The organism is Streptomyces sp. LS1784, from assembly GCF_020103755.1.
In the GTDB taxonomy this organism is placed as follows: Bacteria; Actinomycetota; Actinomycetes; order Streptomycetales; family Streptomycetaceae; genus Kitasatospora.
On sequence record NZ_JAHSQD010000132.1, the window covers coordinates 1 to 16,970 of the forward strand.

Here is a 16,970-nt window from a genome sequence, read left to right on the forward strand (position 1 = left end):
GGACGGGAAGAGCACGACGGGGCGCGGCGCCGAAGACGTCCTCGGCGCCGCGCCCCGTCATGCCCGTGGCTGCTCGGAGCCCGCGCTTGCGCAGGCCCGGGCCCGTACTAGCGGTAGTTCACGAACTGGACCGCGAAGTCCAGGTCCTTGCCCTTGAGCAGGGCCTGCACGGCCTGGAGGTCGTCGCGGCTCTTCGAGCTGACGCGCAGCTCGTCACCCTGGACCTGCGCCTTGACGCCCTTCGGGCCCTCGTCACGGATGATCTTCGCGACCTTCTTCGCGTCCTCCGTGGTGATGCCCTCCTTGACGTTGGCGAAGATCTTGTACTCCTTGCCGGACAGCTGCGGCTCGCCGGCGTCCAGAGCCTTCAGCGACAGGCCGCGCTTGATGAACTTGGTCTGGAGGACGTCGAGGATGGCGCGCACGCGCTCCTCGCCGTTCGCCTTCATCTCGATCTTCTCGCCGGAGCGGCTGATCTCGCCGCCGACGCCCTTGAAGTCGAAGCGCGTCGCGATCTCGCGGGAGGTCTGGTTGATCGCGTTGTCGACCTCCTGCCACTCGACCTTCGAGACGATGTCGAAACTGGAGTCGGCCATGGGTGTTGGTCTCCTTGATGCTCTGGCTGCACTGGCACGGCCCGCCCCTCCGGGCGCCCGCAGCCCCAGCCTATCCAGCGCCACACGGGCCCCGCCCGTAGTGGTCGCCCGAGGTTTCTTGATCATCGTGTGATCTACCGAGTGGCGGAGCACCCCCCGGCATCAGGTATGGTTTACCAAGTCGAACGGGGTGATCGCCCCGGGAAACAAGAAATCCTGGCTGGTTGCCCGAGCGGCCAAAGGGAGCAGACTGTAAATCTGTCGCGCAAGCTACGCAGGTTCGAACCCTGCACCAGCCACAGGATAGAGAAACAGCCCCCGATCTGCGGAAACGCGGATCGGGGGCTGTTTCGTTTCCTCCGGGCCGTCCCGTCTCCGGAGCCGGGCCCCGGGCACACTTATTGCACATTGCTTGCAATTACCAGCCTCAGGCAGCAGAGTGGGGTCCGGGGGTGGGAGTCCTTCGACAGAGCTGATCGTCTTCCCAGCCGGCGACCGCCGGGACAACGGCTCGCCCCACCCCCGCCACCAGTCACCGGACGGGACCGGCGCGGCGTGACGGCCGCGTCAAGGGCGTGTCAAGGCCGCTCGTGGCGGCGTCAGGAACGCGTAGGGCCCGCCGGGCGGCGGGCGCGTGGACCGCAGGATCGGACCAACTACCGACTGCGGAGGTCCCGTCCGATGCCCAGCGCCACCACCATCCCGGCTCTCACGGCCGAACCCGAGCCGCCTGATACCGGTACGGGCGGCGACCGGCACCGGCTCAGCGCGCTCGGCGGGCTGGCCGCGCTCTCGTTGGACGCCATGGCCTCGGTCGCGTACGGACCGGAGTCGATCGTGCTGGTGCTGGCCGCCGCCGGGGCGTACGGGCTGGGCTTCACGCTGCCGGTCACCGCGGCGATCGCCCTGCTGCTGGCGGTGCTGGTCGCCTCCTACCGGCAGGTGATCGCGGCCTTCCCGGACGGCGGCGGCTCCTACGCGGTGGCCAAGGCGCACCTGGGCCGCCGGACCGCGCTGACCGCGGCCGCCTCGCTGGTCATCGACTACGTCCTGAACGTCGCCGTCTCGGTCACCGCCGGCGTCGCCGCGCTCACCTCGGCCGTACCGGGCCTGTACGACGACCGGGTCTGGCTCTGCCTGGGCGTGCTCGCACTGGTCACCGCGGTGAACCTGCGCGGGATCGCCGAGTCGGCGCGCTGGTTCATGGCGCCGACCGCCGTCTTCGTGCTCTCCATCCTGGCGATCATCGTGGCCGGCCTGTTCCGGGACGGCCCGGCCAGCACCGCGGCCGCCACCGGCCACGTCTCGACGCTCGCCGAGAACGCCACCACCGTCGGCGCGCTGCTGCTCCTCAAGGCCTTCGCGGCCGGCTGCTCCGCGCTGACCGGCGTGGAGGCGGTGGCCAACGCCGTCCCCTCCTTCCGCACCCCGCGGATCAGGCGCGCACAGCACACCGAGGTGGCGCTCGGCGCCCTGCTCGGCGTGATGCTGATCGGGCTGGCCGTGCTGATCGGCCGCTTCCACCTCCAGCCGGTCGAGGGCGTCACCGTACTCGCCCAGCTCGCCGACGCCTCGCTCGGCCACGGCTTCGGCTTCTACGTCGTCCAGTTCGCCACCGTGGTGCTGCTCGGGCTGGCCGCCAACACCTCCTTCGGCGGGCTGCCGGTGCTGCTCGACCTGCTGGCCCGGGACAACCACCTCCCGCACCTGTTCGCGCTGCGCGCCGACCGCCAGGTGTACCGGTACGGCGTGCTGTTCCTGGCCGCGGTGTCGGCGGCGCTGCTGGCCGGCTCCGGCGGGGACGTCAACAGCCTGGTGCCGCTGTTCTCGATCGGCGTGTTCGTCGGCTTCACCGTCTGCCAGGTCGGCATGGTCCGGCACTGGCTGCTGCACCGGCCCTCCGGCTGGCGGTGGAAGGCCGCGCTGAACGGCTTCGGTGCGGTGCTCACCGGTGCCGCGGCGGTGGTCGTCACCGGCACCAAGTTCACCGAGGGTGCCTGGGGCATCGTGGTGGCGCTGCCGCTGCTGGTGGTGCTGTTCGAGGCGGTCCACCGCAGCTACGCGCGGATCGGCGAGCGGCTGGAACTGGGCCGGGTGCCCGGCCCGCTGACCAGGCAGCGCAGCCTGGTCGTCGTCCCGGTGACCGCGATCACCCGGCTGACCAGGGACGGCCTGTCGGCGGCGCTCTCGCTCGGCGACGAGGTCATGGCGGTGACCGTGGTGCACGAGCCGGCCGCCGCCGAGGCGCTGCGCCGGGACTGGGAGCTGTGGCGGCCGGGCGTGCCGCTGGTGGAGATCCCGGACGTCCACCGCCGGCTGGGCCGGCCGATCGCCGACTTCGTCAACGAGCTGGGGGCGGAGCACGCCTACGACCGGCTGACCGTGCTGATCCCCGAGGTGGAGCCGGCCCGCTGGTGGCAGCGGGCGCTCCAGAACCGGCGCGGCGCCGTCATCGACCGCGCCCTGCGGCGGCACACCGACGCGGTGGTCTGCCGGCTGCGCATGCGGATGTGACCGGGAACAGGGGTGAACGGCCCCGGACGGCAACCTGCCGTCCGGGGCCGTTCCGTTCCCCGGCACGCCGCCGGGCCGCCGCCGGGCCGCCGCCGGACCCCGTCGCCGGCACGCCCCCGGATCTCGGCCCGATCACGACGGTCTCGGTCCGATGAAGCGCCCGTCAACGTCGCGTCAACGTCGCGCTATCACCCGTATGGAGGGCGTCAGGGAGCCATAACGCGCCCCTGACGGCTGCTTTGCTGCATCTGCCGGTCGTCCGCCGGTGCCGCACGAGCCCCTTCGGCCCAGGTCGCGGCATCTCCCGAACCACTCTGGTGGAGCCCATGTCCGATCTCATCTACGTCGGTGTCACGGTCGCCGTGTTCGCCGTCATCGCCCTGATCGCGCGGGGGGTGGAGAAGCTGTGAACGAGCGCAGCGAGCGAACCATCAACAGGGGCGTGTTGCGCGAAGCGCCCGCCGAGCGCAGCGAGGTGGGCGCATGAGTGCCGAGAACATCGCTGGTCTGGTCGTGGCCGTCGCGCTCGTCGGCTATCTCGTCGTGGCGCTGATCTTCCCGGAGAAGTTCTGACATGGGATCCACTCTCGCGGGCTGGCTCCAGGTCCTCGCCCTCGTCGGCGCGCTGGTCCTGTGCTACCGGCCCCTCGGCGATTACATCGCCAAGCTCCTCACCTCCGCCAAGCACCTCAGAGTCGAGCGCGGCATCTACAAGGTGATCGGCGTCGACGGCGACGCCGATCAGCGCTGGCCGGCGTACCTGCGTTCGGTGCTGGCCTTCTCGGCCGTCTCGGTCCTCTTCCTCTACGGCCTGATCCGCCTCCAGGGCTACCTGCTGCTGAACCTGGGCGTTCCGCAGATGGAGGGCCACCAGGCCTGGAACACCGCGATCTCGTTCGTCGCCAACACCAACTGGCAGTCCTACGGCGGCGAGTCCGCGATGGGCCACCTGGCGCAGATGGCGGGCCTGGCGGTGCAGAACTTCGTCTCCGCGGCCGTCGGCATCGCCGTCGTCGCCGCGCTGATCCGGGGCTTCACCCGTAACAGGACGGACCGGGTCGGCAACTTCTGGGTCGACCTCACCCGGATCAGCCTGCGCCTGCTGCTGCCGATCTCGGTCGTCTTCGCCCTGGTCCTGGCCGCCAACGGCGTGATCCAGAACTTCCACGGCTTCCACGAGGTGACCACCCTCGCGGGCGAGGTGCAGAAGATCCCGGGCGGTCCGGTGGCCTCCCAGGAGGTCATCAAGCTGCTCGGCACCAACGGCGGCGGCTTCTTCAACGCCAACTCGGCGCACCCGTTCGAGAACCCGACCGGCTTCACCAACCTGGTCGAGATCTTCCTGATACTACTGATCCCGTTCGCGCTGCCGCGGACCTTCGGCCGGATGGTGGGGGACAACCGCCAGGGCTACGCGATCGTCGCCGTGATGGGCCTGTTCTGGGTCGCCTCGGTGGCCCTGCTCACCTTCGCCGAGTCGCAGCACCAGGGCAGCGCCCTGCAGGCCGCGGGCGCCGCGATGGAGGGCAAGGAGCAGCGCTTCGGCATCGCCGCCAGTTCGCTGTTCGCCGCGTCGACCACGCTGACCTCGACCGGCGCGGTGAACTCCTTCCACGACTCGTACACGCCGTTCGGCGGCGGGCTGACGGTCTTCAACATGATGCTGGGCGAGATCGCGCCCGGCGGTGTGGGCTCCGGCCTGTACGGCATGCTGGTGCTGGCGGTCGTCGCGGTGTTCGTGGCCGGCCTGATGGTCGGACGCACCCCCGAGTACCTGGGCAAGAAGCTCGGCGGCCGGGAGATGAAGTTCGCCTCCCTGTACATCCTCACCACGCCGACGATCGTGCTGGTCGGCACGGGTGTGGCGATGGCCCTGCCGGGCGAGCGCGCCGGGATGCTCAACTCGGGCGCCCACGGCTTCTCCGAGGTGCTGTACGCCTTCACCTCGGCCGCCAACAACAACGGCTCGGCCTTCGGCGGCATCACCGTCAACACCGACTGGTACGACACCGCGCTCGGCCTGGCGATGATCTTCGGCCGTCTCCTGCCGATCGTCTTCGTCCTGGCGCTGGCCGGCTCGCTCGCCCAGCAGCAGCCGGTCCCGGCCACCCCGGGCACCCTGCCCACCCACAAGCCGCTGTTCGTGGGCCTGCTGTCGGGCGTGATCCTGATCGTCGTCGGCCTCACCTACTTCCCGGCCCTGGCTCTCGGGCCGATCGCGGAAGGTCTGTCCTCCTGATGTCCACCCCTACGCTCAACCCCGCACCGGCCGGTACCACTGCCGAGCCGCACAGAGTGGCGAGCGGCCTGCTCGACCCGAAACTGATCGTCGCGTCCCTGCCGGACGCGGTGAAGAAGCTCGACCCCCGGGTGATGGTCAAGAACCCGGTGATGTTCGTGGTCGAGGTCGGCTCGGTGGTCACCACGGTCTCCGCGATCGCCAGCCCGTCCGTGTTCGCCTGGGCGATCACCGTCTGGCTCTGGCTCACCACGGTCTTCGCCAACCTGGCGGAGGCCGTCGCCGAGGGCCGCGGCAAGGCCCAGGCCGACACCCTGCGCAAGACCAAGACCGAGAGCGTCGCCCGTCGGCTCACCGACTGGCCCGCGACCCGGGCCGAGGAGGAGGTGCCCGGCACCGCGCTGCGGCTCGGCGACCACGTGGTGGTCGAGGCCGGGCAGATCATCCCCGGCGACGGCGACGTGGTCGAGGGCGTCGCGAGCGTCGACGAGTCGGCGATCACCGGCGAGTCCGCGCCCGTCATCCGCGAGTCCGGCGGCGACCGCTCCGCGGTGACCGGCGGCACCAAGGTGCTGTCCGACCGGATCGTGGTGAAGATCGCCTCGGAGCCCGGCAAGTCGTTCATCGACCGCATGATCGCCCTGGTCGAGGGCGCCGCCCGGCAGAAGACGCCGAACGAGATCGCGCTCAACATCCTGCTGGCCTCGCTGACCATCGTCTTCCTGGTCGCGGTCGTCACGCTCCAGCCGATGGCCACCTACGCGGGCGCCCCGCAGTCGATGATCGTCCTGGTCGCCCTGATCGTGGCGCTCATCCCGACCACCATCGGCGCGCTGCTCTCCGCGATCGGCATCGCCGGCATGGACCGCCTGGTGCAGCGCAACGTGCTGGCGATGTCCGGCCGCGCCGTCGAGGCCGCCGGCGACGTCAACACCCTGCTGCTCGACAAGACCGGCACCATCACCCTGGGCAACCGCCAGGCCGCCGAGTTCCTGCCCGCCCCGGGCGTGGGCACCGACGAGCTGGCCAGCGCGGCGCAGCTCTCCTCCCTCGCGGACGAGACCCCGGAGGGCCGCTCGATCGTGGTCCTGGCCAAGACCGAGTACGGCCTGCGGGCCCGCGCCCAGGGCGAGCTGACCCACGCCACCTGGGTCCCGTTCACCGCCCAGACCCGGATGTCGGGTGTCGACCTGGACGAGGCCGAAGGGGTCCACCAGGTCCGCAAGGGAGCCGCCGGCGCGGTCACCAACTGGGTCACCGGGAACGGCGGTTCGGTCGGCAACGAGGTCTCGGCCCTGGTCGACGGCATCTCCGCGGCCGGTGGCACCCCGCTGGTGGTGGCCACCAGGCTCGGCAGCGAGCCCGCCCGCGTCCTGGGGGTCATCCACCTCAAGGACGTGGTCAAGGAGGGCATGCGGGAGCGCTTCGACGAGCTCCGCCGGATGGGCATCAAGACCATCATGATCACGGGCGACAACCCGCTGACCGCCAAGGCGATCGCGGAGGAGGCTGGCGTGGACGACTTCCTCGCCGAGGCCACGCCCGAGGACAAGATGGCCCTGATCAAGAAGGAGCAGGAGGGCGGCAAGCTGGTCGCGATGACCGGCGACGGCACCAACGACGCCCCCGCGCTCGCCCAGGCCGACGTCGGTGTCGCGATGAACACCGGGACCATGGCGGCCAAGGAGGCCGGCAACATGGTCGACCTGGACTCCAACCCGACCAAGCTGATCGAGATCGTGGAGATCGGCAAGCAGCTGCTGATCACCCGCGGCGCGCTGACCACCTTCTCGATCGCCAACGACGTGGCCAAGTACTTCGCGATCATCCCCGCGATGTTCGCCGGGGTCTACCCGGGCCTGAGCCACCTCAACATCATGGGCCTGCACAGCCCGCAGTCCGCGATCACCTCGGCGATCATCTTCAACGCCCTGGTCATCATCGGCCTGATCCCGCTCGCCCTGCGCGGCGTGCGCTACCGCCCGTCCGACGCCAGCTCGCTGCTGCGCCGCAACATCGGGATCTACGGCTTCGGCGGCCTGGTGGTGCCGTTCGTCGGCATCAAGCTGATCGACCTGATCGTCCAGTTCATCCCCGGCCTCAACTGACGCGGGGAAGGAGAGAAAACCATGTCCAAGCCCCTGCCCGCCGTCGTGCGGACCCACCTCACGGCCCTGCGGGTACTCCTGGTGCTGACCGTGATCCTCGGGGTCGCGTACCCGCTGCTGATCACCGGCATCTCCCAGGTCGCCTTCACCGACAAGGCGAACGGCTCGCCGGTGGAGTCCGACGGCAAGGAGATCGGCTCCAGCCTGGTCGGCCAGAGCTTCAACCTGCCCAAGGCCAACCCGGACGACCCGAAGGAGGAGGCCCAGCCGGACCCGAAGTGGTTCCAGCCCCGCCCCTCCGCGGCCGGGACCGGCTACGACGCCTCCTCCTCCAGTGCCAGCAACCTCGGCCCCGACAACGAGGACCTGCTGAAGGCCGTCAACGACCGCCGCGCCGCCGTCGCCGCGTTCGACGGCGTCGACCCGGCGAGCGTCCCGGCCGACGCGCTGACCGCCTCCGGCTCCGGCCTCGACCCGCACATCTCCGTCGCGTACGCCAAGGAGCAGGTCGACCGGGTCGCCAGGAACCGCAACCTGCCGGTGGAGACGGTGACCAAGCTGGTCGACGAGTACACCGAGAGCCGCTCGCTCGGCTTCCTCGGCAACGAGGGCGTCAACGTCGTCCTGCTCAACAAGGCTCTAGGCGATCAGAAGTGACACCACATCACGCACACGCATGACCCGGCCGGCCCGGTCGCGGGAGCACGTCTCCCGCGACCGGGCCGGTCGCGCCACACCCACACACGCACCATCCAAGCTGTCGGCTTCTCGATGGAAAGAGCAGTGCCCATGGCCCGCGACCTCACCCCCGGCACCGGCAACCGCGGAGGCCGGCTGAGGGTGTACCTCGGCTCCGCGCCGGGGGTCGGCAAGACCTACCGGATGCTGGACGAGGCCCGGCGCAGACAGGAGCGCGGGGTCGATGTCGTGGTCGGGTACATCGAATGTCACGGCAGACGCCACACCGAGGCGATGCTGGAGGGCCTGGAGGTCCTGCCGCGGGTCCACCGCTCCTACCGGGACGCCGAGTTCGAGGAGATGGACCTCGACGGCGCGCTCGCCCGCCGCCCGGCCGTCGTGCTGGTGGACGAGCTGGCGCACACCAACATCCCCGGCGGCCGGCACGCCAAGCGCTGGCAGGACGTCGAGGAACTGCTCGCCGCCGGGATCGACGTCATCACCACCGTCAACATCCAGCACCTGGAATCGCTGAACGACGTCGTCCGGAAGATCACCGGCATCCCGCAGCGCGAGACCGTCCCGGACGAGGTGGTCCGCCGGGCCGACCAGATCGAACTCGTCGACATGGCCCCGCAGGCACTGCGCCGCCGGATGGCCCACGGCAACGTCTACAGGGCGGAGAAGGTGGACGCCGCGCTCTCCAACTACTTCCGGGTCGGCAACCTCACCGCCCTGCGCGAACTCGCCCTGCTCTGGGTGGCCGGGCGGGTGGACGAGGGCCTGCGCGACTACCGGGCCAGCCACAACATCGACCGGGTCTGGGAGACCCGCGAGCGGGTCGTGGTCGCCCTCACCGGCGGCCCCGAGGGCGAGACCCTGGTCCGCCGCGCCGCCCGGATCGCCGACCGCACGGCCGGCGGCGACCTGCTGGCCGTCCACGTCTCCCGCAGCGACGGCCTGGCCGGCGCCTCCTCCGGCGCGCTCGCCCAGCAGCGGCAGCTGGTGGAGGCCCTCGGCGGCAGCTACCACGTGGTCGTCGGCGACGACGTCCCCACCGCGCTGCTCGCCTTCGCCCGCGCCCACGACGCCACCCAGCTGGTGCTCGGCACCAGCCGCCGCGGCCGGATCAACCGGTTCCTCACCGGCCCCGGCACCGGGCAGACCACCGTGGACGCCTCCGAGGACATCGACGTCCACATGGTCACCCACGAGTTCACCGGCCGCGGCCGGCTGCCCTCGCTCGGCCGCCGCCACTCCCGGCGCCGCACCATCGTCGGCTACCTGGCCGGCCTGGTGCTGCCCTGGCTGCTCACCGCCCTGCTCTCGCAGGCGGACCACAGCATCAACCTGACCACCGACGCGCTGATGTTCCAGCTCGGCGTGGTCGTCGTCGCCCTGCTCGGCGGCGCCGTGTCGGCCCTGCTGGCCTCGGTCGTCGCCTCGGTGCTGCTCAACTACTACTTCATCCCGCCGATCCACAGCCTGACCATCGGCGAGACCAACAACATCGTCGCCCTGGTGGTCTTCGCCGCCATCGCGCTCACCGTCTCCACCGTGGTCGACCACGCCGGCCGGCTCACCAGCCGGGCCGCCCGCGCCACCGCCGAGGCCGAGACCCTCTCCACCCTGGCCGGCAGCGTGCTGCGCGGCGCCGACGCGCTGCCTGCCCTGCTGGAGAAGTCCCGGACGGCCTTCGGCATGCGGGCCGTCGCCCTGCTCTCCCGGGCCGACGGCGAGGTGCTCGCGCTCTGCGAGGACGACCACCAGGGCGACGGCGAGGGGCCGGCCGGGACCACCGAGGTCCCGGTCGGCGCGGACGCCGTCCTGGTGCTCACCGGCCGCCGGCTGCCTGCCGCCGACCAGCGGGTGCTGACCGCCTTCGCCGCCCACGTCGCCGCCGCGCTGGAGCGCGACCGGCTGGCCGTGGTCGCCGCCGAGGTCGAGCCGATCAAGGCCGCCGACCGGATGCGCACCGCCCTGCTCGCCGCCGTCAGCCACGACCTGCGCACCCCGTTGGCCGCCGCCCGCGCCTCGGTCGGCTCGCTGCGCAGCCCCGACGTCGAGTTCTCGCCCGAGGACCAGGCCGAACTCCTCGCCACCGCCGACGAGTCGCTGGTCAAGCTCACCCGGCTGGTCGACAACCTGCTCGACATGAGCCGCCTCCAGGCCGGCGCGCTCACCCTGCACCTCACCGGGACCCACCTGGACGAGGTCCTGCCCCGGGCACTCGACAGCCTCCCCGACCCGTACGCGCCGGTCCAGCCGCTCGACCTCGACACGACCCCGCCGGTGCTCGCCGACCCGCCGCTGCTGGAGCGGGTGCTCGCCAACGTGATCACCAACGCGCTGCGGCACAACGCCCCCGGCGCGCCCGTCCTGGTCACCGCCAGCCACCACGCCGACCAGGTCGAGATCCGGGTGATCGACCGCGGGCCCGGCATCGCCCCCGAGGACCGCGACCGGGTCTTCCTGCCCTTCCAGCGCCTCGGCGACACCGACAACACCACCGGCGTCGGCCTCGGCCTCGCGCTCTCCCGCGGCCTCGCCGAGGCGATGGGCGGCAGCCTGGAGGTCGAGGACACCCCCGGCGGCGGCACCACCATGCTGCTCACCCTGAACGCCGCCACCACCGAGCCCGCAGCAATCGGGGAGGAATCACCGCATGAGTGAACGGAGCGATCGGACCACCGAAAGGTGCGCGTCCCGCGGAGCGACCGTCGAGCGGTGGGGGTCCCCCCGGCCGCCGGCGGGGGCAGGGGCGGACGCATGAGCGAGATCCTGGTCGTCGACGACGAGCCGGCCCTCCTGCGCACCCTGCGGATCAACCTCAGCGCCCGGCACTACGCCGTCCGCACCGCCGCCAGCGGCGGGGAGGCGCTCGACCGCGCGGCGCACTCGGCCCCGGACGCCGTCCTGCTCGACCTCGGCCTGCCCGACCTCGACGGGATGGACGTGCTGCGCGGCCTGCGCACCCGCAGCGCGGTGCCGGTCATCGTGCTCTCCGGCCGGACCGACGCCGCCGACAAGGTGGGCGCCCTGGACGCGGGCGCCGACGACTACCTCACCAAGCCGTTCCTGATGGACGAACTGCTGGCCCGGCTGCGCGCCGTGCTGCGCCGGCCGCCGGGCGGCGTGCCGCTGGGCCGGCCGGTGATCGGCGACCACACCGTGGACCTCGCGGCCACCGCGGTGAACGGCCCGAACGGCCCGGTCCGGCTCACCCCGACCGAGTGGCGCATCCTCGCCCTGCTGCTCGCCAACCCCGGCCGGCTGGTGCCCGGGAGGCAGATCCTGCGCGAGGTGTGGGGCCCGGCCCAGGAGGGGCGCGGCAACTACCTGCGGGTCTACTTCGCCGGGCTGCGCCGCAAGCTGGAGCGCGACCCGGCCCGGCCGCGGCACCTGATCACCGAGCCGGGGATCGGGTACCGGTACGTGCCGTGACCGGCGGCCGGCGCGCCCTCCGTCAACGAACCGTCAAGAGCCGGACGGTGGGTGACAGGAAGGCGTCAAGGCCGCCCGGTGGCGGTGCTTCGCGGGCGTAGCGTCGGTGTCGAAGGGGCGGGCCCGGCTCCGTGTGGGGGAGGCCCGGGGCCGCTCCGGCCGCCGTCCCCGGACGGCCAGCAGGTGGGGGTGTCGCGCGCCCCCATGCGCCCACGGACCGACCCGGCCCGGCTCAGCCCTCCCCGCCCCCGGTCTGCCGGGGCAGCGCCAGCACCACCGTGTCCGCGAACTCCCGGACCGCGCTGGTCCGGCTGACCACCCGGCCGCTGTGCACCACCAGCCGGCTGTGCCCGCCCGCGAGCGCCCCGGCCAGGCTGTCCCCGCGCACCGCCAGCAGCTCCGCCGGGAACCCGGCGTCCACCCGGACCGGCGCCAGGCCGAGCGCCGCCCGGGCCTGGTTCGCCACCGCGTCGTACGCCGCCTCCGGGTCCAACTCCCCACCGGCCGCCAGCAGATAGGCCGACTCCAGCGGATCCGCCCGGCCGACCGGATTGGACGGGTCGCGCAGTGCCCCGCTGCCCGCCGCCAGCGGCACCCGGGCGGCCGCCAACTCCCGCACCAGGCCGGGTCGCAGGCCTGTCGTCCGGCCCTCCAGTCCGGCACAGCAGCCGTTCTGCGGAAGGCAGACCACCCGGACCCCGCTGGTCGCCAGCACCGTCGACGCACCCCGGGCCAGCGCCCCGCACGGGCCGAGCGTCACCCGCGGCCGAAGCGGCGCCAATGCCCCGGCCATCCGGGCCAGTTGGGCCGAATCGGCGGCGCTGGTGTGCAGGTCCACCGGACAGTCGGCCTCCCGGGCGGCCTCCAGCACCAGCTGCACGTACCCGGCCGGGTCCGGGTCCAGCTCCGGGCAGCCGCCGGCCGCCGTGGCACCCAGCTTGAGCGCCTCGCGCAGCTGCGCCCGGCCGTCCGCCCCGGCTCGTCCGGTGAGCAGTCGGGGCATCGCCACCGCCTGGAGCTCGGCCAGCCCGCGCAGCGCCTGCCGGGCGGTGAGCACCGCCTCCAGCCGGCGCAGCCCGTGCACGTCGCCGATCCGGACGTGGGTGCGCTGGGCGGTGGCGCCGTAGCCGAGCGAGGTCAGCGCGGCCTCGGTGATCCGGCGGGTGAGGTCGGCCGGGGTCTCCGGCGGCGGGGTGGGCAGGGCGGCGGAGAAGGCGGCGTCGTAGTGGGCGTGCGCCTCGGCGGGGGCCGGGAGGAGCAGGTAGCCGCGCAGGTCGATCCGGGCGCCGGTGGTGACGGTGGGCGCGCCGGGCAGGGCGGGCAGCGGGCCGAGGCTGCCGACGGTGCCGACCGCCTGGATCCGGTCGCCGCTGATCCGGACGTCCACCACCCGTCCGTCGGCCAGCCGGGCGCCGGTGAGCAGCAGGACCGGGCCGTGCCCGAGCGGGTTGGCCGCCGGGCCGGGCCCGGAGTGCGGCCCGTCGGCGGCTGCGCTGTCCATCGCCGGCTCCTTCTCGCGCCGGCCCGTGCGGTCGGCCCCGTACGGCTGGCCCGTACTGCCGGCCAGTCCTCCCGATCAATGAACGTCGAGCCTATGGGCCAGGGGGGCGGGGTGCCGGGAGGCGGGCATTAGTCGTATCGGGTCGGGCCGTGCGGCTCGTGGGCCGATCGAACGCCGGGCCTCGGATCGTCCGCCAGTACCCCTCGCCCACCTGCGGTCTTCGCCGCGGGATACGGATTTCACCTCCGGGCGCGGAACGTGTAATCTCTTCCTCGTTCGCCCCTATAGCTCAGTCGGTAGAGCGTCTCCATGGTAAGGAGAAGGTCTGCGGTTCGATTCCGCATGGGGGCTCGGGTGAGAAGCAGTCAGCTCCGGCTGGCCTGCGGATCACTGTGGCGGTGTAGCTCAGTTGGTAGAGCAAGCGGCTCATAATCGCTGTGTCACCGGTTCAAGTCCGGTCACCGCTACCCCGCGTAGTCGGTCGGGAGATCGCACTCCCGGTCGGCTACTCTTGTTGTGTTCTTATTCGTTGTCCAAGGAAGGCACTCCCGTGGCTGCCACCGACGTCCGCCCGAAGATCACGCTGGCCTGCGTGGAGTGCAAGGAGCGGAACTACATCACCAAGAAGAACCGGCGTAACGACCCGGACCGTCTTGAGATGAAGAAGCACTGCCCCCGCTGCAACTCGCACACCGCGCACCGCGAGACCCGCTGACCCTCTCGCAGGGCGACGGGCCTGTGTGAAACCAGGTCTTCGACTCCGGGCCGCATCCCTCACAGGGGGTGCGGCCCGGAGTTTTTTCGTATCCACCCGCGTTCCGAGGAGCTGCCATGGCGCTCGACCCCTCCTTCATCGGGCGTAGTTACCCGCCCACCGAGCCGTACGAGGTCGGCCGGGAGAAGATCCGCGAGTTCGCGACCGCGATCGGCGACGCCAACCCGGCGTACACCGATCCGGAGGCGGCGAAGGCGCTGGGCCACCCCGACGTGATCGCCCCGCCGACCTTCCCGTTCGTGATCACCTACCGTGCGGCCGGTCAGGTGGTCGAGGACCCGGAGCTGGGCCTGGACTTCAGCCGGGTGGTGCACGGCGACCAGAAGTTCACCTACACCCGCCCGGTGCGGGCCGGCGACCGGCTGTCGGTCGCGGTGACCATCGACAACATCAAGTCGCTGGCGGGCAACGACGTGCTCACCGTGCGCGGTGAGGTGACGGACGGGACCGGCGGGCACGTTGTGACGTCGGTCATGACCCTGGTGGCCCGGGCCGCCGACGAGGCGGGGGAGTGAGCGCGATGGCGATCAGCTACGACGAGGTCGAGGTCGGCACCGAGCTGCCGGCGCGGTCCTTCCCGGTGACCCGCGACACGCTGGTGCGGTACGCGGGCGCCTCGGGCGACTTCAACCCGATCCACTGGAACGAGAAGTTCGCCCTGGAGGTCGGCCTGCCGGACGTCATCGCGCACGGCATGTTCACCATGGCCGAGGCGATCCGGGTGGTCACCGACTGGGTCGGCGACCCGGCCGCGGTGGTCGAGTACGGCGTGCGCTTCACCCGCCCGGTGCCGGTGCCGAACGACGGGGTCGGCGCGGTGGTCGAGGTCTCCGCCAAGGTCGCCAAGAAGCTGGACGACCGCAAGGTGCAGGTCGACCTGCTGGCCACCACGGGCGGCCAGAAGGTGCTCGGCATGTCCCGGGCCGTCGTCCGGCTCGGCTGAGCCGCTCCCGCGCGTCGGCGGCCGCGGCCGGAGTCCGTACCGAACGGATCTCCGGCCGCAGCCGCGGGTCTTGCCTGGATAGTGATCGGCCACTAACTTGGGACTCGTGGCGAAGTCGAGCATCCGGATGAGTGCGGAGGAGCGGCGCGAGAGCGTCGTCCGGGCCGCCCTGACCGAGTTCGCCCGGGGCGGGTACCACGGCACCTCCACCGAGGCGATCGCCCGCCGGGTGGGCGTCTCGCAGCCGTACCTGTTCCGGCTGTTCCCGGGCAAGCAGGCGATCTTCGCCGCGGCCGCCGAGCGCTGCGTGGAGGAGACCTGGCGGGTCTTCGACGAGGCCTCGGCCGGGCTGTCCGGCGAGGAGGCCGCCCAGGCGATGTCCGACGCGTACATGGGCCTGGTCGAGGACCGCGACCAGCTCATGATGCAGATGCAGCTCTACGTCTCGGTCTTCGCGGCCCGGGCGGTCGGCGAGGAGGAGATCGGGGAGACCGCCCGGCGGCTGTGGGAGAGCCTGTTCGACCGGGTCAGGATCCGGATCGGCGGCGACATGAAGGACGCCACGCAGTTCTTCGCGTACGGGATGCTGATCAACACGCTGGTGGCGCTGGGCTACCCGCCGGACCACCGGATCTGGACCGGCTTCGACGGGTGCGGGGCGCCTGAGTAGACGGGCCGCACGGTGGCGTCCGTGCGGCCTCTTTTCGGCCCATAGAAGTTATTGAGCAATAACTACCTGAACTGCCTAGAGAAACCTGGGGGAAGCCATGACGGAGAAACCGGCCATGGGCAGAGCAGCGATCTGGACCCTGGTGATCGTCAGCGCGGCCGGCTTCATGGCCGCACTGGACAACCTGGTGGTCACCACCGCACTGCCGTCGATCCGCGAGGAGCTCGGCGGCGGGCTGTCCGACCTCGAATGGACGGTCAGCGCCTACACCCTGAGCTTCGCGGTGCTGCTGATGTTCGGCGCCGCCCTCGGCGACCGCTTCGGCCGGCGCCGGATCTTCCTGGCAGGCCTGGCGGTCTTCACCGCCGGCTCCGCCGCGGCCGCCCTGTCCCCGGGCATCGGCGAACTGATCGCCGCCCGTGCCCTCCAGGGCACCGGGGCCGCGGTGATGATGCCGCTCACCCTCACCCTGCTCACCACCGCCGTGCCCGAGGGCAAGCGGGGGCTGGCCTTCGGCGTCTGGTCGGGCGTCAGCGGCCTCGCCGTCGCCGCCGGGCCGCTGATCGGCGGCTCGCTGACCGAGCACTTCTCCTGGCAGTGGATCTTCTGGGTGAACGTCCCGGTCGGCCTCGTCCTGCTGCCACTGGCCTTCCTGCGGCTCGGGGAGAGCCGGGGCGCGGACCGGGCCCTGGACGTGCCCGGAACCCTGCTGGTCAGCCTGGGGATGTTCGGGATCGTCCTCGGCCTGATCCGCGGCAACCCGGAGGGCTGGACCAGCCCGCTGGTCCTCGCTGCCCTGATCGCCGGCACGCTGCTGCTGGCCGCCTTCGTCTGGTACGAGCAGCGGGTGGCCGCCCACCCGATGCTGCCGATGCGGCTGTTCCGCAGCCGGGCCTTCTCCGCCGTCAACGCGGCCAGCCTGCTGATGTACCTGGGGATGTTCGGCTCGATCTTCCTGATCAGCCAGTACCTCCAGGGCGTCGGCGGCTTCAGCCCGCAGGAGGCGGGCATCCGGATGCTGCCGTGGACGGCGATGCCGCTGCTGGTCTCGCCGGTCGCGGGCATCGTCTCCGACCGGATCGGCGGCCGGCCGATCGTGGTCGCCGGGCTGGCGCTGCAGGCCGCGGGCCTGGCGCTGTTCGGCCTGGTCGCGGACGGGAGCACCGGCCTCGACTACCTCGCCCTGGTCCCGGCCATCGTGATCTGCGGGATCGGCATGTCGCTGTACTTCGGTCCGACCGCCCAGCTGGTGATGGCCAGTGTCCGGCCGCAGGAGCAGGGGATCGCCTCCGGCGCCAACAACGCGCTGCGCGAGGTCGGCGGGGCGCTCGGGGTGGCCGTGCTCGCGGCGGTGTTCTCGGAGCAGGGCGGCTACCAGTCCGCGCGGGCCTTCACGGACGGGCTGGTGCCCGCGCTGTACGTCGGCGCGGCCGCCGTCGGGCTCGGCGCGCTCGCCGCGGCGTTCATCCCGCGGCGGCGCAAGGCGCTGGTCGCGGCGGTGG

At 72.0% G+C, this 16,970-nt stretch carries 14 protein-coding genes and 3 tRNA genes; 15 read left to right on the plus strand and 2 right to left on the minus strand.

Features of this window, described 5'->3' with window-relative positions:
• Positions 1–107: 107 nt before the first annotated feature.
• Positions 108–596, minus strand: coding sequence for a YajQ family cyclic di-GMP-binding protein (locus KS423_RS17520; RefSeq protein ID WP_224280366.1), 489 nt, complete (start codon positions 594–596; stop codon positions 108–110).
• A gap of 218 nt (positions 597–814) precedes the next feature.
• Here KS423_RS17520 and KS423_RS17525 point away from each other — a divergent pair.
• The 8 genes from KS423_RS17525 to KS423_RS17560 all read left to right on the plus strand — a co-directional run bounded on the left by KS423_RS17525 (position 815) and on the right by KS423_RS17560 (position 11,579).
• Positions 815–895, plus strand: a tRNA-Tyr gene (locus tag KS423_RS17525).
• Between the two features lie 382 nt (positions 896–1,277).
• On the plus strand, positions 1,278–3,110 hold the full coding sequence (locus KS423_RS17530) for an APC family permease (protein WP_224280375.1): 1,833 nt from the start codon (positions 1,278–1,280) through the stop codon (positions 3,108–3,110).
• Positions 3,111–3,593: 483 nt separating this feature from the next.
• Entirely contained in the window at positions 3,594–3,683 is a 90-nt protein-coding gene (gene kdpF / locus KS423_RS17535) for a K(+)-transporting ATPase subunit F (RefSeq protein WP_045693083.1), read from the plus strand.
• Between the two features lies 1 nt (position 3,684).
• Positions 3,685–5,349, plus strand: coding sequence for a potassium-transporting ATPase subunit KdpA (gene kdpA / locus KS423_RS17540; protein ID WP_224280378.1), 1,665 nt, complete (start codon positions 3,685–3,687; stop codon positions 5,347–5,349).
• Complete coding sequence (gene kdpB, locus KS423_RS17545) at positions 5,349–7,457, plus strand: potassium-transporting ATPase subunit KdpB (protein ID WP_224280380.1); 2,109 nt, start codon at positions 5,349–5,351, stop codon at positions 7,455–7,457. Before kdpA ends, kdpB begins: the two co-directional genes overlap by 1 nt.
• A 21-nt stretch (positions 7,458–7,478) precedes the next feature.
• Complete coding sequence (kdpC, locus tag KS423_RS17550; RefSeq protein WP_224280382.1) at positions 7,479–8,114, plus strand: potassium-transporting ATPase subunit KdpC; 636 nt, start codon at positions 7,479–7,481, stop codon at positions 8,112–8,114.
• A 132-nt stretch (positions 8,115–8,246) separates the two neighbouring features.
• Positions 8,247–10,808, plus strand: coding sequence for a sensor histidine kinase KdpD (locus KS423_RS17555; RefSeq protein ID WP_224280384.1), 2,562 nt, complete (start codon positions 8,247–8,249; stop codon positions 10,806–10,808).
• 96 nt (positions 10,809–10,904) lie between these two features.
• Positions 10,905–11,579: a response regulator gene (locus KS423_RS17560; RefSeq protein WP_224280386.1), complete on the plus strand. Its 675-nt coding sequence runs from the start codon at positions 10,905–10,907 to the stop codon at positions 11,577–11,579.
• A 232-nt stretch (positions 11,580–11,811) separates the two neighbouring features.
• Here the strand turns inward: KS423_RS17560 and KS423_RS17565 are convergent, their stop codons facing one another.
• Positions 11,812–13,080, minus strand: a complete 1,269-nt coding sequence (locus tag KS423_RS17565; protein WP_224280388.1) for a hydrolase — start codon at positions 13,078–13,080, stop codon at positions 11,812–11,814.
• A gap of 278 nt (positions 13,081–13,358) precedes the next feature.
• On the opposite strand from KS423_RS17565, the gene KS423_RS17570 reads away from it, so the two are divergent.
• From KS423_RS17570 to KS423_RS17600, 7 genes are all read left to right on the plus strand, one after another.
• Positions 13,359–13,431, plus strand: a tRNA-Thr gene (locus KS423_RS17570).
• A gap of 43 nt (positions 13,432–13,474) precedes the next feature.
• Positions 13,475–13,547, plus strand: a tRNA-Met gene (locus KS423_RS17575).
• Positions 13,548–13,630: 83 nt separating this feature from the next.
• Positions 13,631–13,795 (plus strand): 50S ribosomal protein L33, encoded by a 165-nt coding sequence (gene rpmG, locus KS423_RS17580; RefSeq protein WP_006604855.1) that lies wholly within the window; start codon positions 13,631–13,633, stop codon positions 13,793–13,795.
• 116 nt (positions 13,796–13,911) lie between these two features.
• A complete protein-coding gene (locus KS423_RS17585) occupies positions 13,912–14,370 on the plus strand; it encodes a MaoC family dehydratase N-terminal domain-containing protein (RefSeq protein ID WP_224280396.1) in 459 nt (152 codons plus the stop codon).
• A gap of 5 nt (positions 14,371–14,375) precedes the next feature.
• A complete protein-coding gene (locus KS423_RS17590) occupies positions 14,376–14,798 on the plus strand; it encodes a MaoC family dehydratase (RefSeq protein WP_224280411.1) in 423 nt (140 codons plus the stop codon).
• 127 nt (positions 14,799–14,925) lie between these two features.
• Positions 14,926–15,468, plus strand: a complete 543-nt coding sequence (locus KS423_RS17595) for a TetR/AcrR family transcriptional regulator (RefSeq protein ID WP_224280414.1) — start codon at positions 14,926–14,928, stop codon at positions 15,466–15,468.
• A gap of 97 nt (positions 15,469–15,565) precedes the next feature.
• Positions 15,566–16,970, plus strand: a 1,405-nt coding sequence (locus KS423_RS17600) for an MFS transporter (RefSeq protein WP_374119971.1), incomplete at its 3' end; no start/stop codon positions are given.

Excerpts from the sequence above, each read along its gene's own strand:
- kdpC (WP_224280382.1), top strand. The coding sequence starts at position 7,479 with ATGTCCAAGCCCCTGCCCGCCGTCGTGCGGACCCACCTCACGGCCCTG.
- kdpA (WP_224280378.1), top strand. The coding sequence starts at position 3,685 with ATGGGATCCACTCTCGCGGGCTGGCTCCAGGTCCTCGCCCTCGTCGGC.
- KS423_RS17555 (WP_224280384.1), top strand. The coding sequence starts at position 8,247 with ATGGCCCGCGACCTCACCCCCGGCACCGGCAACCGCGGAGGCCGGCTG.
- KS423_RS17595 (WP_224280414.1), top strand. The coding sequence starts at position 14,926 with ATGAGTGCGGAGGAGCGGCGCGAGAGCGTCGTCCGGGCCGCCCTGACC.
- KS423_RS17520 (WP_224280366.1), bottom strand. The coding sequence starts at position 596 with ATGGCCGACTCCAGTTTCGACATCGTCTCGAAGGTCGAGTGGCAGGAG.
- KS423_RS17530 (WP_224280375.1), top strand. The coding sequence starts at position 1,278 with ATGCCCAGCGCCACCACCATCCCGGCTCTCACGGCCGAACCCGAGCCG.
- kdpB (WP_224280380.1), top strand. The coding sequence starts at position 5,349 with ATGTCCACCCCTACGCTCAACCCCGCACCGGCCGGTACCACTGCCGAG.
- kdpF (WP_045693083.1), top strand. The coding sequence starts at position 3,594 with ATGAGTGCCGAGAACATCGCTGGTCTGGTCGTGGCCGTCGCGCTCGTC.
- KS423_RS17560 (WP_224280386.1), top strand. The coding sequence starts at position 10,905 with ATGAGCGAGATCCTGGTCGTCGACGACGAGCCGGCCCTCCTGCGCACC.
- KS423_RS17585 (WP_224280396.1), top strand. The coding sequence starts at position 13,912 with ATGGCGCTCGACCCCTCCTTCATCGGGCGTAGTTACCCGCCCACCGAG.
- KS423_RS17565 (WP_224280388.1), bottom strand. The coding sequence starts at position 13,080 with ATGGACAGCGCAGCCGCCGACGGGCCGCACTCCGGGCCCGGCCCGGCG.
- KS423_RS17590 (WP_224280411.1), top strand. The coding sequence starts at position 14,376 with ATGGCGATCAGCTACGACGAGGTCGAGGTCGGCACCGAGCTGCCGGCG.